We start from the raw sequence: 14,264 nt of genomic DNA, 5'->3' as shown, positions 1-14,264 counted from the left end.
CGTCGACGCCGGCCGGTGCACCGAGAACGACAACTGCGGAAGGGAACCTGACTGCGATGGACCTCCGACCAACCGACAGTTCCGTGACCCACGAGACGATCAGAGCCGCGGTTCGCGCGGCGTTGACCGAGTCGACGCACCAGGTCGACCCGGCACAGATCGACGACCGGACCGACTTCTTCGCCATCGGCCTCGACTCCATGGCGGTCGCCTCGATGGTGGCCCGGCTCCAAGAGCGACTGGGCTTCGACATCCCGCTGGCCGCCGTGTTCGAACACTCGAACATAGGCGATCTGGTCGTCTTCCTGGACGATCTGAAGCGTGTCGAGGCACCCCCGCCGCCTCGTCCCGCGGAGCTGGGCGAGTACTTCCTGGCGCCGATGATGACCAACCACCTGGCCCGCCGCATGGGCCCGGACTGGGAGCGGACGCCCGTCCCGACATGGGCCGCCGTGGAGTTGCCGGCCGGGACGATGGACGCCGACGTACTGCGCTCAGCCCTGGACACGCTGGTCCAGCGGCACGAGGCGCTGCGCGTGTCGCTGCACCGGAGCGGGGACGTGATCCTCGCTCGGCTCGACCCGGCGGCCTCCATTCCGCTGGAGGTGGTGGACGCCCCTGACGCCGATGACCGAGAGCTCGACCGCATGGTGCTGCGCCTCAGGGAGCGACTCTTCGACCGCACCAAGGCCCCACTCGCGGCGGTCACCCTGATCCGAAACGCGGATGTCGACCTGCTCTGCATGGTCATCGACCACAGCTTGAGCGACCTGTTGTCGTTGCGCATGCTCCTGTTGGAGATCGGCCGACTCTGTGCGGGCCTGCCCCTGGCGGACCCCGCCGGCCTGACCCTCTCCCAATGGTGCTCGATAGAACGTCAGGTTCTGGCCGATGCGGGGAAGAGCGCCGCCGAGTTCTGGTCCGAGATGCTCGCACCGCATTGGCCGGCGACGGAAACGGCCGCAGGGCTGGGCGCCGCGCCGGACCGGTGGGCCCACCGCGGCTTCGAGGTCGGCGCGGAGTCCCGCCGGCGGCTGCTGGAGCGAGCGGCGGCCGAGGGAGTGACCCCGTTCGCGCTGTTCGCCGGCCACCTTCTGCACGCGGTTCGAACGGTCATGGGCGTCAGCCAGGTGCCGCTCATCGTGCAGTCGCTCAACCGGGACCTGCTCGGCACCTCGGAGCTGGTCGCTTCACCGGTGCGTGAACTGTGGCTGTCCGTGGACGTCGCGGAGCGCGAGACGCCCGAGCAGGCGGCTGCGAGCTTCCAGGAGCGCTTGCTCAGCGGACTGGGCTGGCAGATGACCCCGCCCTCGCTGGTGCTGGGCGGTCGCAGCGCGTGGTTCGACGCCGGTTGGACGCCGTGGATCTACTTCAGCGTGAACCTGTACCAGATGGAGTTGGACTTCCCCTCCGGCAAGGCGCGGTTGCGGTCGATCCCCATGGCCAAGGAGTCCAGCGCCCCACTCGACCTGCGCATCCTCGACCGCGGGGACCGCCTCGTGTTCGAACTCACCACATGGCCGAACTTCCTGACCGAGGAGCAGACCGATGAACTGGCGCGCGTGCTCGCCCGGAGTGCCGCGTTCGGTCCGCCGCCGGACATAGAGGAAGCGGTGGCGGGGGAAGTGGGCAAAGTGGGGGTTCAGCTGTGACCGACGCCATGACGTTCGATCCGCAGATCGCGATCAGCGGGACCGAGTTCCGGGACGAACCGCTCGACACGCTGTTGCGCACCGCCGACGAGGTCGGGGTGACGGCGATCGAGCTCTGGAGCCCGGAAAACCTCCGGACCGAAAGCGGTGGCGACGCGGTGGCCCGCCTGGCGGCCTGGTCCGGACGGGTCGTCGCGGTCTCGGTCGGTGTGGAGAACGCGGAGACCGAGGACGTCCCGGGCAACCGGGCACGGCTGATCGACGCGCTGGAGCTGGCCGACCGGATCGGCGCGCCTTACGTCAACACGTACTTCGGCGCACCGGGTTACCGTGACGACCGGCGCACAGCGGAGGTCCTCGCCCGCAACCTGGAACCCGTGCTGCGGCGGGCGGAATCCCTCGGGGTGACCCTGGTGCTGGAGAACGAGTTCGACGCGTTCGGGCGCGACCGCTACCGGGGCGACCTCACCCGGCGCCCGAACGCCCTGCGCGCCGCGGTGCGCCGGATCGGCAGCCCGCGACTGCGGCTCAACTTCGACGCGGCGAACTTCTACTGCGCGGGCGTCGAGCCCTTTCCGTACGCGTTCGACGTTCTGGCCGAGGACGTGGAGTACCTGCACGTCAAGGACATCCGGTACGCCGACACCACCCGGCCCGAGCCGGACGGACCGTGGGTCCGCTACCACGACTACGACCGGGCCTACGAGACCACCGCGCTGGGCACCGGGGCGGTCAACTGGCCCGGCCTGCTCGCCGGCCTGGCCGCCAACGGCTACTCCGGTCCGCTGACCCTTGAACCGCATGCCCGGCGGGAGCACCGCACGGCCGCCTTCGCCCAGGCTGCGGACTGGCTCCGCATCCAGATCTCGCACCTGCGTCAGCAGAATTCCGCCGGCTGACTCGGCGCCTTCCGGATGGAAAACCGAGAAGTCCTGAACAATTCCCTTTGCTGCTGCGCGACGGGACGGGGGAGAAGTGCCGTCACCGCAGGTCAACGGGTGCTCGCACGCGCCGAAATCAGCTACGGAGAACAGAGAGCCGGCGGGGAGACCATACCTTTCGGAACCAAGCCGGGGATTGCATATAAGCGCCAATCTGAGGCCATTTTCCCGCGTGGATATCGTGTTATGGTTGGCCCGCCAAACCGTGCGGAATTGAATGGAGGCGTTGCGGATGCCTGACGAGATTCTGATCACTGGAACGTCAGGATTTATCGGCCGGCACTGCGCGATCGCCTTTGCCCATGCGGGATGGCGGGTGACCGCGCTGGACATCAGACCGGCGCCGGAAGAGGTGGCGCTGTGCGCCCGGGTGCTGCGCACCGACCTGGCTGATCGGCGAGTGCTGGAGGAGATCCGCTCCGGCCGGTTCGCCGCGGTCGTCAACCAGGCCGGCATCAGCAGCACCGTCGAACAGGACCGGGACCTGCTGCAACGCGTCAACGTCGACGCTCCCGTCGCGCTGGCCGCGGCCTGCGCGTCATCCGGCACGCGGTTCGTCTACGCCTCCTCGCACAGCGTCTACGGCACCTTCCCCCGAGGGACACTGATCGCCGAGGACGCCGGCGCCGACCGGTGTTCCGGTCCGCTCAACCCCTACGCCGAGTCCAAGCTCCGGCTCGACCAGGAGATGGCGCGGGCGTCGGAGCACCTGAACTGGGTCGGGCTGCGGTACACGAACGTCTTCGGCAGCGGCGAGGAGCAGAAGGGCGAGATGGCCTCCATCCTCTCCCAACTGCTGCGCCAGGCCGCCGCCGACGTGCCCGTCAGGCTGTTCGCCGACTCCCTTACCGCCAGTCGCGACTACGTTCCGGTCGAGGTGGTGGCGCGTACCTGCCTCGCGTTGATCGACACCCCGGTCCCCTCCGGGGTGTACAACCTCGGATCCGGCGCACCGGTCAGCTTCGCGACCCTGCTGGAATGGTCCGCCTCGTTCGTCCAGGCACCGCTCGCTGTCCAGCTGGTGGCCAATCCGCTGTCCGACCGGTACCAGTACTGGACCGGGGCCGACCTGACGAAACTGCGGTCGGTACTGCCCACACTGGAGCACCTCGACCAGGACCGGATACGCCGGGACGCCAGGGAGCTGTTCGACGAGTTCCGGGGCGGCAAGCCGTGACCGTGCCGCGGACACCGCCGAGTTGACGTCGCAGCGGTACCGGTGACGACTGCGGTGCCATGGAACCGCGCGAGGTGTGCGCCGAGCGCGGCGCGGCACCGACGCATCCGGCCCGGCTCTGTCGGCTCCCCGACGAGTCCGGCGGATTTCCCCGAGCCGGCCGACGAGCCCGCTCACCCTGTGCGACTACCCGATGGGCAGACGTCAAAATGACCACTGACAACAGCTACCCGCGACGGAATCCCACCGCACTGCTCAGTTCGGTGTCCTCCGACTCCCACACGTGGAACCTCGTCTACCTGGAACTGGTGCTCGCCGAGGCCGGCTACGACGTCCACAACCTCGGTCCCTGTGTCCCGGACGAGTTGCTGATCGAGAACGGCCGGCGCCACCGACCGGACCTGATCGTGATCAGCTCGGTGAACGGCCACGGTGCCAGTGACGGAACGCGCCTCATCCAGCGGATTCGCGCCGATGCCGCCCTCGCCGGGACCCCGGTGGTCATCGGCGGGAAGCTCGGAACCGACGGGACGGCCGGTGCGGTCGAGCGGGAACGGCTCCTCCTCTCCGCCGGCTTCGCCGCGGTCTTCGAAGACGCCGCCGACCTCTCTCCGTTCCTGGCCTTCGCCGCCGGCGTTCACAGGGCCGTCAGCACGGCAACAGGAAGGATTCCCGATGAGCACACCGAACGATATGTCACCGTTCGGATGTGACTTCGGTGAGTTCGTCAGGCGTGCCCATGCCCAGGGGCGACTGGTCGTCCAGCCCCGGATGGGTTTCGGCGATCCCGCCCTCATGCGAGAGGGGCTGACGGCAGTCGCCCGACTGCCTGCCGCGACGGCTGGGACGATCACCCTGGACAGTTACACCAGGGTCGGTGACTACCGGTCGATCGAGGCCGCACTGGCGAACGGCGAGCGGCTGAACGGATATCCGATCGTCAGTCTCCATCCCGAGGTGACCCTGGGCGTCACGCTGGGACTGGCCGGCGCGGATTTCCAGATCCAGGTCAGACACGGCAGTCCCGACCCGCTCGACATCGTCCGAGCGATGTCACGAGTCGAGCTCTACGCGACGGAGGGCGGCCCACTGTCCTACTGCCTTCCGTACGGCCGGCTTCCCGTACGGCGTGCCGTCGACAACTGGCGCCGTTGCTGCGAGGAGCTCGCCGCACTGCGCCGGCCCGGTGCCGAGCCACACCTGGAAACGTTCGGCGGCTGCCTGCTGGGCCAGTTGTGCCCGCCGTCCCTGCTGGTCGCCGTCAGCGTGCTGGAAGCCCTGTTCTTCCGCCAGCACGGACTGCGCAGCGTGTCGTTGAGCTACGCGCAACAGACCAACCACCAACAGGATCTCCAGGCGCTGGCGGCATTGCGGACACTCGCCAGGAGACACCTGTCCGACGTGGACTGGCACGTCGTGCTCTACACCTACATGGGACTGTTCCCGGCCACGCGGTCAGGGGCGATGCGGCTGGCCGAACAGTCCGTCCGACTGGCGGCGCAGGGCGGTGTCGAGCGGCTCATCGTGAAGACGGCCGCCGAGGCACACCGTATCCCCACCATCGCGGACAACACCCAGGCGCTGCGCGCCGCGGCCGACTGGTTCGACGAGGCGGGCCGGTTCGCCGACGGGCCGGGGCCGATGGGCGGCGGCGACCACAGCGACGGCGGCGGCGAGGGCGGCGGCGACGGCAGCGACAACGAGGTGCTGCACGAAGCATGTGCCCTGATCGAAGCGGTCCTTGAGCTGTCGGACGACGTCGGCCACGCGCTCGTCGAGGCGATGCGAGGAGGACTGCTCGACGTGCCGTACTGCCTGCACCCGGACAACGCCGGGAACTCCCGGTCGTTCATCGACGCGCGGGGAAGGCTCGCCTGGTCGCGGGCCGGTGCCATGCCGGTCCGTCCCCAGCCAGACCACGACTCGCCGATGTCCTCGACCCAGCTCCTGGCCGCGCTCTCCTACGTCGCGGACCGTTCCGTCGCAGCGAGCCCGTACTCCACCGCCTCCTGCCGAGAAGGATGACCATGAGCCAGACAGCTTCGGAACGCCACCGGAACGCCCCTTTGCGCCCGAGCGTCGCATCCGCTCTCGTGCGGCGGGTCCGCGAGGTCGCGGCGGAGCGGCGGGAGGCCCGCGCGGTCTCCGGTGCGAACACCTCGATGACCTACGGTGAACTCGACGACCGGTTGATGGTCTGGAGCGACGATCTCCGCCGCCACGGCGGCCGGCCGGGCACCGTGGTCGCACTGGGCGTGGTCGACCCCGCCTACCTGGCTCCCGCCTACCTGGCCGCCCGGGCCGCCGGTCTGGTTCCGCTGATGATGGACCCCCACCAGCCGGCGGAACGGCGCGACCAGGTGCTGCGCGCCGCCCGGCCGGCGCTCACGATGCGCGTTCAGGACACGCCCGAGTACCTGCCCACCGAGTTCGACCCGCGGACCCTGCCGGAGGCCGCAGGCTACGTCGGCTTCACCTCCGGCACCCAGGGACCGCCCAAAGGCATCGTCTCCCAGGAAGCAGGCGTACTGCACTTCCTGGAGTGGGAGCGTCAACTGCTGGGCCTGGAACCGGGCCAGCGGGTGGCGATGATCAGTCCACCGACGTTCGAGGTCATCTTCCGCGAACTGGGACTGGCACTGTGCGGTGGCGGTGAGCTGGTCGTCGCCCCGGCGGTGACACGGGTGGACCCGGCCGCCGTGGTGCCGTGGCTGGCCGACCATGACGTCGACGTGGTGCACGTGGTGCCCAGTCTCGCGGCCCGGTGGGCGGCAGCGGCCCGGCACCGGCGGGCGGACCGGCTTCGGTGGACGCTGTTCGCCGGCGAACCCCTGCACTCCCACCACGTCGAGGTGTGGCGGGCAGTGGCACCGCATGCGAGGGTGATCAACCTTTACGGTCCCTCGGAGACGACCCTGGCGAAGTTCTGGTACGCCGTGCCCCCGAATCCGACGCCCGGTCCGCAACCGGCCGGACGACCGCTGCCCCAGACCCGGTTGCGGCAGCTGCCACTGCGCAGCGCGGACGAGCCCGGCGGTGGCGCGTCGTTCCAAGTGGCCATCGAGACACCGTACGGCTCCCTGGGCTATCTCGACGGCACGGCCACGGAGGCCGACCACGCCGCACTGCGCCGCACCGCCGGCCTGACCACCTTCACCAGCCAGGACATCGGTGAGCTCGACGAGCGCGGAAACCTCGTCATCAAGGGCCGGATGGACTCACAGGTCAAACGGCGAGGAGTCTTCGTCGATCTGGCGGCGATCGAACAGGCCGCGATCGCCCAGCCCTCGGTCCGCCTGGCCTGCTGTTTCCAGTTGGCCCCGGACGCTGGCGGAACCGTGGTCCTCGCCCTGGAAACCGACGGTGAGCTGCCGCTGGCGGAGCTGCGCCAGCACCTCCGGCGCCAGCTGGGGCCCCAGTCGCCCGACGAGTTCCGGCTGGTCGAACGCATCCCGCTCAATCCGAACGGCAAGATCGACCGACGGGAACTGCTTGGCCGGCTCACCGGGAGCGGCCGGCAAGAAGAGCGAACGGCAACCCACTGAGTACGGGGGTCGTGTCCAGGGAAGCGCCGTCGACTCGGGCCGACCACGGCCGGCGTGACCGGTCGTCATGTTCCGCAACGCGGCCATCCGAGAAGGGAATTCCGTGGTAGGAGTGCGTCTCGACCACCTCCGGGTCGATGTCAAGGACATCGACAGGGCCGAACGGTTCTACTCAGAGGCATTGGGACTGCGGCGGATCGTCCGGTATGAGACCGAGAACGGCGTCATCTTGCAGATGGGTCCCGGCGGAGCACCACCCGGAGTCGAGCTGTGGTTCGAGTCCGGGCTGGAGCCCCGCCCGAGTGCGACGGAACATCTGGCGTTCGCCGTCGACGACGTCCACGGCCTGCTGGAACACGTCCGCGCTCTCGGCTACGAGGTGGTGAGGGAACCGTGGCAGATCGGTGACGAGACCGTCGCCTTCGTCCGCGATCCCGACGGGCATCTCGTGGAGCTCAACGATTTCGCCGGCCGGTGACTCGACGCACCGCAGCTCACATCCGCATCCACCACAGAGGGAGCCGGGACGAGCCGGCCGGCCACGCTGCCGTATCCCCTCAGCCGTCACGTTGAGAGAACCCCGACAGAACGGAGGGCCACGGTGCCCGGTCCAGGCTGGTACCTGATCGACGATGCCGAGGAGCAGGAGGTCATCGAGGCGCTGCGAGAAGGCCACCTCACCCGCTACCGCTTCGGCGACGAGTCGTCCGTGTCCAAGACGATGCGGTTCGAGCGGGAGATGGCCGCACTGCTCGGCAGCCCGCACGCCCTGGCCGTGAACAGCTGCACATCGGCGCTCGTGGCCGGGCTGACCGGTCTCGGCGTCGGCCCGGGGGACGAGGTGATCGTGCCCGGCTACACCTTCATCGCCTCCATCGCGGCGGTGCTCTTCACCGGCGCCCGGCCGGTGCTGGCCGAGATCGACGAGAGCCTGACGCTGGCTCCGGACGACGTCGCGGCGAAGCTCACCCCACACACCAAGGCGATCATGCCGGTGCACATGATCGGCGGACCCGCCGACCTGGACCGGCTGCTCGCGGTCGCGGACGGCATACCCCTGCTGGAGGACTGCGCTCAGGCGTGCGGCGGTTCGTACCGCGGCCGGCGGCTGGGCACCATCGGCGTGGCGGGCGCCTTCTCGTTCAACACCGGCAAGACGATGACCACGGGCGACGGTGGTCTGCTGGTCACCGAGTCGCCCGAGGTGTACCGGCAGGCGTTCGCCTTCCACGACCACGGGTTCGCGCCGGACCGGGCGGGCCTGGTCGAGGAGGGCCCGCGGATGGGGATCAACCTGCGGATGCACGAGCTGGCCGCCGCCCTGGGCCTGGCCCAGGTGCGCAAGCTCGACCGCGCACTGGAGCACTGCCGCCGCCTGGCGGCCGTGGTCCGCGAGGGACTGGACGGTGTGCCGGGCGTCGGCCACCGCGTCATCCACGACGAGGGCTGGTGCGGTACGGCGCACGTCCTGATCTTCGAGGATCCGGTACGAGCGGCGGCGTTCGCGCGCGAACTGGGCGGGTCCACCCTGGACGCCTCGACCAAGCACAACTACGCCCGCGCGGGCCAGTTGCACGCCGAGTTCGCCCGGACCGACGCGAACGGCGAGCGACGGATACGGAACGCCGCCCCCGGCGACCTGCCGCGCACCGACGACCTGCTGTCCCGGTCGGTCGCACTCAGCGTGGGCGTGGTGGACGGCTATCTGGGCACCCTGGGCGAGGTCACCGTGCTCGACACCCCGCAGGAGGCCGCGGCGAAGACCGCGAAAGTGCGCGAGGTACTGCTGCGCACCGCCATCGGATGACCGGAGGCGGTGTCGTCCCGGCCACCGCGGACGACACCGCCTCCGGTCATCCGATGGGCGGGCCGGGCGGTGCCACCGCGCGATCAAGGTCATCCCGCACCACCCCTCGTGAGGAGAACCGTGCTCATCGTCTTCGACCTGATGGACACCCTGTTGACCGACCCGTTCCGGCGCGCTCACGAGGCCGCGTGCGGGTTGACGTTCGCCGAGTTCGAGGCGGTGCGTCCGGACGGCGTGTACCACCGGCTGGAACGGGGCGAGATCACCGAGGCCGACTACTGGCGCAGTCTCGTCGACAGCGGCCTGGACTGGGACGTCGAGGAGTTCCACCGGGTGCGCCGCGAGGGCTACGCCTGGATCGACGGCATGCGCGACCTGGTGTCCGACTGCACCGCCGCCCACACGGTCGTGATCGGGTCGAACTACGCGGACTGGATCGACGAGGTGGTACGGGACCACCTGCACGGCTTGGACGTGGACGTGTTCGCCTCGTGCCGGCTGGGCGTGCGCAAGCCGTCGCCCCGGTTCTTCGAACTGCTGGCGGACGCCACGAACACGCCACTGCGGAACGTGCTGCTGGTGGACGACAAACAGGTCAACACCGACGCGCTGGCGGCGCTGGGCGGCACCGGTGTCCGTTTCACCGACGCGGTGGACACCCGCGAGGCGCTCCGGAAGGCGGGCGTGGCCGGTATCTGAGCGCTTCGAGGGCATCGCGTGCACCCCGACCTCCGCGGGCGAGGCCGTCGGACAGAACCCTGGCCGCCGCGGAGGTCTGCGGCACGGACCTCATCGACTTCCGGGGGCGGGCGGACCGGCCGGGCACGCTGCCGGACACCTCGCTCGTGGTGGTCGACCCGGCGTTCCACCGCGGCGCCCACAGCCGGTGCGCGGCCGGCCGGACCGGCTACTGCGAGCGCCTGCTGGGAGACACCTCTGTCCCGGGAGGTCCGGCGCGTTCCGGGACTTGGCGGCGGGACGCGCCGCCAAGCCCGTCATCGGGACGCTAGCTGAAGTGCTTCAGCTCGATCCGGTGGCCGTCGGGATCGGCGACGAACGCCATCGTCTCCCCTTCGATGGAGAACGGCTCACGCACCACCTTGTAGCCGAGACGGCGGACCCGCTCGACCCAGGCGGGCACGTCGTCGGCCAGGAACGCCACGTGCTCGGTGGCGCTGGCGACCGGTGTGAGATCGCGCAGCATGGTGAGTTCGACGCCGGGCAGCCGGCCGCCCGGCGCCATCATCTGGATGACGCCGTCCGGCAGGTCGTAGCGGAACACCCGCTCGAAGCCCAAGGCGTCGCGGTAGAACGCCTCGGCCGCGTCCATGTCCTGTACGTCGAGGCGGACGCTGTCGAAACGCAGGTCGGTCACTGTGTCTCCCTCCCAGGGAACGGATGGGGGTCCGGGGTACGGATCGGGGGGCGATCCCGCCGGGTCGCCCCCCGATGGTTCTTCGTGCGCCGCGTCAGCCGACCCGGAAATCCACGACCCGGTGCTCCCACAACAGCAGCAGCGTGTCCAGGGTCTCCTCGTCGGCGGGCAGTCCACGGGCCGCCGCCGACGTCGGTTCCGTCGCGGCTGCCTGGAGGAGGCCGAACACCGGCTCCGACACGGAGACGGGCTTCGCCCCCTGGGTACGGAACGACACGATGCGTTCGACCGAGCCGTCGGCCGTCGCCACCTCGCGCAGCCGGGTCGCCGGGTGGAGCACCACATCCGCGGTGTGGAGCACGGCGCGGAACCCGGGCTTGCGCCGGACCGCGTGGCCGGGCACGACGGCCAGGTCGAGCGTCGTGGTCACCAGGCACCGCAGCACATCGCCCACCGACTGCACGATCGGCTCGGCGAAGTTGTTGAACGACGTGTTCAGCAGCACCGGCACGTCCGTGGCCGCGCGGAAACCGTCGATCAGCTCCCACATCACCGGGTTGGTGTCCCGGTGCACGGTCTGCACGCGTGCGCTGCCGTCCACGTGGGTGACGGCGGGCAGCTTCTCCCGCCATTCGGGGCGGACATCCACGACGCAGCCCATGAAGTCCAGGCGCGCCTTGGTGGCGGTGAGGTCGAACACCTCGTGCGCGGACTCGGCGAGGACCGCGGGGGCGAAGGGCCGGAACCCCTCCCTCTTCTTGATCATCGCGTTGACCCGGTCGCGGCTGCCGGCGTCGCGGGGATCGGCCAGGATGCTGCGGTGGCCGAGGGCCCGTGGCCCGAATTCGGACCGCCCGTGCGCCCAGCCCACGACCTGGCCGGCCGCGACCGCCGACGCCGCGTACCGCGCCTCCTCACCCGGCGCGATCTCCTCCACGTCCACGAAGGCGCTCCACCCGGCCAGTTCGGCCCGTACCACGTCCCGGTCGCCCAGGTCGGGCCCGAGGAAGGCGTTGACGAGCCCCTTGCCCCGGCGACCGCCGGTGACCTCCGCCTGCCGGTGCTGCGCCGCACCCGCCGACGCGCCCGCGTCGTGCGAGGCCGGATGGACGAAGACCTCGTCGAACAGGCCCCATTGCAGGACGCGGCCATTGGCCGTCGAGTTGTGGGTCACGCCACCGGACAGACACAGCCGGGTGGCCCCCGTCTGCCGCGCCCAGTGGCTCAGCAGATGGTGCTCCACCTCCTCCAGCGTCGCCTGGAGGGCCGCCGCCAGGTCGGAGTCCTGCTGCCGGATCGGCTCACCGCGCCTGCGTGGCTTGAACCCGGCGTGCAGCAGATGCTTCACCACGGCGCCGCTGTCCATGGTGTACCCGCCGCCGTCCGACAGTTCGTAGTGCGGGCGGAAACAGTCGCGGTACACCGACGGGTCACCGTAGGGCGCGAGTCCCATGACCTTGTACTCGTCGAAGCGGCGGAAGCCGAGGAAGGGCAGCAGGGCCAGGTACAGATGGCCCAGCGAGTGCCGGTCGGGATAACTGTGCAGCAGCTTCAGGCCGCCGTCGGTGCACTCGAACACCGAGACGGCCTCGGCCTCGCCGTTGCCGTCGATGACCACCGCGAGAGCGCTGTCGAACCCCGAGTCGGCGAAGGAACCGAACGCGTGGGCGCGGTGGTGCTTGGTGAAGTGGATCTCACCTTGCTGGAACTCCCGTCCCAGCGCCTCGGTGAGACGTGTCGTCAGCAGCTCCCGCGCGGACAGCACGGGCGCATCGGGGACCTTCAGGTACTCCAGGCCGACCTCCAGGTCGGCGTAGTCCTCCCCGAAGAAGAACGCGACGTCGTCGACGTCCTCCGCGCGCACGCCGGCCAGCTCCAGACAGGCCTTCGCCGCCGAGGCGGGGAACAGGTTGGAGTGCTTGAGCCGGTTGAGACGCTCCTCCTCGACCGCGGCGACCACCGTCCCGTCCACGACCAGGGCCGCGGCGGAATCGTGGAACAGGTACTCCGGCACGTCGGGCATGAAGGTCCCGGCCAGGTCGGAGAAACTGCCCGTGATACCCAGTGTGATCATGTACTGACTCCTCGTGTCACGCGGCTGTCCAGCGCAGTGCAGTGGCCTTGCCCTCGTCGACCCGGTAGGCGGAGCGCCCGTCGACCACGACCTGCGCACCCGCACCCAGCCGAACGGTCCACGCGTACGGCTCCCCGTCCGCGGCGGGCCACCACGCCTGGCCGCCGTGGGCGATGGACACGGTGGCATCGCTGGTCGTGGTCAGCACGACCAGCGAACGGACCGGTCCCAGGGCGTGTGCCGGGTCCGGCTTCTCCACGGACTGCCACGTGTCCCGTGCGGCTGCCTGCTCACCGGGCTCGCGATCCGCGCCCAGCACGGGGCCGACGACGTCCAGCTCGCCGTCGGCGTACGCCCATCCCCGCAGCAGCACGGCGCGGGCGGCCAGATCGGCCGACTCGAACCTCACCTGCGCGCCGTGCGCCGTCGATCGCGTCTCGTCCACGTTCACGCTCCCGTCTCATGGGGCACCGCCGGCAGCACGTCGAAGCCGTCGTACCAGGCCCTGGTCTTGCCCGCGTCGAGCAGGCGGGGATTGAACCACTCCCACTGAGCGCCACCCGGCTCGGTGACCTCCTTGTGGAACCGGTGGAAGCCCTCCTTCTGCCGCCTGGCCTCCCGGAACGACTGGCCGAACGCGCACTTGGCGCAGATGGCCATCTCGGTGTTGCGGGAGCGGAACTCGCGCGCCTCCGGCTTCGCCCAGATCTCCTCCAGCGTCTCGTGCTGAAGATTGCCGAGCACCTTCTCGCCGTTGTAGTCGTGGCAGCACGGGACGACCCGCCCGTCCCACAGGATGGCCACGGAGTTCCACGGCCGGGTGCACGGTTCGGTGTAACCGGCCGACGTGTGCTCGCCCAGCTCGGCCACGAGCTCGTCGCCGAAGTCCCAGCGCTCAAGCCGGATGACCACACCGCGGTCGACACCCAGTTCCTCGCAGTAGGCGAGGAACTGCTCGGCCTCCTCGTTGTTGGCGTGCATGTTGATCATCTGGAGGGTGAGGTTGGTGTCGTATCCGCCCTCGTCGCGCAACCGCACCAGCTCGCGCAGATTGCGGTCGGCGAGGTCGAACCGGGCCGCCCGGCCGCGGATGGACTTGTAGACGTCCGGGTCCAGGGAGTCCAGCGACAGCACCATGTTCGCGAGGCCCGCCTTGAGGACCGCCTCGGCCCGCTTGGGCAGCAGACTCGGCGGGTTGCACGACAGGCCGGTGTGCACGCCGTGGCTCAGCGCGATGGCGATGGCCTCGCCGATGCCCCTGTGCAGCAGGGACTCCCCGAAGTGGTGCAGTGCGCAGAACTTCGTGTCACCGCTGACCTGGCGCATGATCGAGTCGAACAGCTCCAGCGACATGTCGCCGAGGCCGCGGTCCATCTCGAAGGTGCGCGGGCACATCTTGCAGGTGTACGGGCAGCGGTTGGTCAGCTCGATCTGCTCGATCTTGGGCAGCCGGCCCGCCTGCCGGGACGGACCGCTGTCGAGCCACCGGTTGGCCGCGTCGCGGTCCGCGAAGACCAGTTCCAACTCCTCGGCGACCTCGGGGACGCCGATCGAGGCGGACGGCGAGTCGTAGATCGCCTCCAGCGCCTCCACGGTCGCCCACGTGTCGACGGCCTGCTTCTTGCTGATGTGGTTGGTGAGGACGACGGTGTCGCCGACCTGCCGGTAGCTGAAGAATGGCAGCAGGTACACC

At 69.9% G+C, this 14,264-nt stretch carries 13 protein-coding genes; 9 read left to right on the top strand and 4 right to left on the bottom strand.

Features of this window, described 5'->3' with window-relative positions; translation table 11 throughout:
- The first annotated feature begins 56 nt into the window (after positions 1 to 56).
- The 9 genes from IE294_RS21150 (at position 57) to IE294_RS21110 (ending at position 9,821) form a co-directional block, all read left to right on the top strand.
- Positions 57 to 1,652: a condensation domain-containing protein gene (locus IE294_RS21150; RefSeq protein WP_189888420.1), complete on the top strand. Its 1,596-nt coding sequence runs from the start codon at positions 57 to 59 to the stop codon at positions 1,650 to 1,652.
- Positions 1,649 to 2,551 (top strand): sugar phosphate isomerase/epimerase family protein, encoded by a 903-nt coding sequence (locus IE294_RS21145; protein ID WP_189888418.1) that lies wholly within the window; start codon positions 1,649 to 1,651, stop codon positions 2,549 to 2,551. The genes IE294_RS21150 and IE294_RS21145 overlap by 4 nt, the downstream gene beginning before the upstream one ends.
- Positions 2,552 to 2,825: 274 nt before the next feature.
- Complete coding sequence (locus IE294_RS21140; protein ID WP_189888416.1) at positions 2,826 to 3,770, top strand: NAD-dependent epimerase/dehydratase family protein; 945 nt, start codon at positions 2,826 to 2,828, stop codon at positions 3,768 to 3,770.
- A gap of 209 nt (positions 3,771 to 3,979) precedes the next feature.
- Entirely contained in the window at positions 3,980 to 4,483 is a 504-nt protein-coding gene (locus IE294_RS21135; protein ID WP_189888414.1) for a cobalamin B12-binding domain-containing protein, read from the top strand.
- The gene (locus IE294_RS21130) at positions 4,446 to 5,795 is read left to right on the top strand and encodes a methylaspartate mutase (protein ID WP_189888412.1); all 1,350 of its coding nucleotides are present in this window, start codon (positions 4,446 to 4,448) and stop codon (positions 5,793 to 5,795) included. Before IE294_RS21135 ends, IE294_RS21130 begins: the two co-directional genes overlap by 38 nt.
- 2 nt (positions 5,796 to 5,797) lie before the next feature.
- Positions 5,798 to 7,315 carry an AMP-binding protein gene (locus tag IE294_RS21125; protein ID WP_189888410.1) on the top strand — a complete coding sequence of 506 codons (1,518 nt, stop codon included), beginning with the start codon at positions 5,798 to 5,800 and terminating at the stop codon, positions 7,313 to 7,315.
- Between the two features lie 103 nt (positions 7,316 to 7,418).
- Positions 7,419 to 7,793, top strand: coding sequence for a VOC family protein (locus IE294_RS21120; RefSeq protein ID WP_189888408.1), 375 nt, complete (start codon positions 7,419 to 7,421; stop codon positions 7,791 to 7,793).
- A 123-nt stretch (positions 7,794 to 7,916) separates the two neighbouring features.
- On the top strand, positions 7,917 to 9,122 hold the full coding sequence (locus IE294_RS21115; RefSeq protein WP_229917259.1) for a DegT/DnrJ/EryC1/StrS family aminotransferase: 1,206 nt from the start codon (positions 7,917 to 7,919) through the stop codon (positions 9,120 to 9,122).
- 120 nt (positions 9,123 to 9,242) lie between these two features.
- Positions 9,243 to 9,821 (top strand): HAD family hydrolase, encoded by a 579-nt coding sequence (locus IE294_RS21110; RefSeq protein WP_189888406.1) that lies wholly within the window; start codon positions 9,243 to 9,245, stop codon positions 9,819 to 9,821.
- A gap of 307 nt (positions 9,822 to 10,128) precedes the next feature.
- On the opposite strand, the gene IE294_RS21105 is transcribed toward IE294_RS21110, so the two are convergent.
- The 4 genes from IE294_RS21105 to IE294_RS21090 form a co-directional block, all read right to left on the bottom strand.
- On the bottom strand, positions 10,129 to 10,497 hold the full coding sequence (locus tag IE294_RS21105; RefSeq protein ID WP_189888404.1) for a VOC family protein: 369 nt from the start codon (positions 10,495 to 10,497) through the stop codon (positions 10,129 to 10,131).
- Between the two features lie 94 nt (positions 10,498 to 10,591).
- On the bottom strand, positions 10,592 to 12,571 hold the full coding sequence (locus tag IE294_RS21100; protein WP_189888402.1) for a carbamoyltransferase family protein: 1,980 nt from the start codon (positions 12,569 to 12,571) through the stop codon (positions 10,592 to 10,594).
- Between the two features lie 16 nt (positions 12,572 to 12,587).
- Positions 12,588 to 13,016 (bottom strand): hypothetical protein, encoded by a 429-nt coding sequence (locus IE294_RS21095; protein ID WP_189888400.1) that lies wholly within the window; start codon positions 13,014 to 13,016, stop codon positions 12,588 to 12,590.
- Positions 13,017 to 13,018: 2 nt separating this feature from the next.
- The gene (locus IE294_RS21090; protein WP_189888398.1) at positions 13,019 to 14,263 is read right to left on the bottom strand and encodes a radical SAM/SPASM domain-containing protein; all 1,245 of its coding nucleotides are present in this window, start codon (positions 14,261 to 14,263) and stop codon (positions 13,019 to 13,021) included.
- Position 14,264 lies beyond the last annotated feature (1 nt).

The organism is Streptomyces canarius, from assembly GCF_014650735.1.
Lineage (GTDB): Bacteria > Actinomycetota > Actinomycetes > Streptomycetales > Streptomycetaceae > Streptomyces > Streptomyces olivaceoviridis.
Note: the sequence above shows the minus strand (reverse complement) of the source record. Positions and strands in the feature narration are given on the sequence as shown.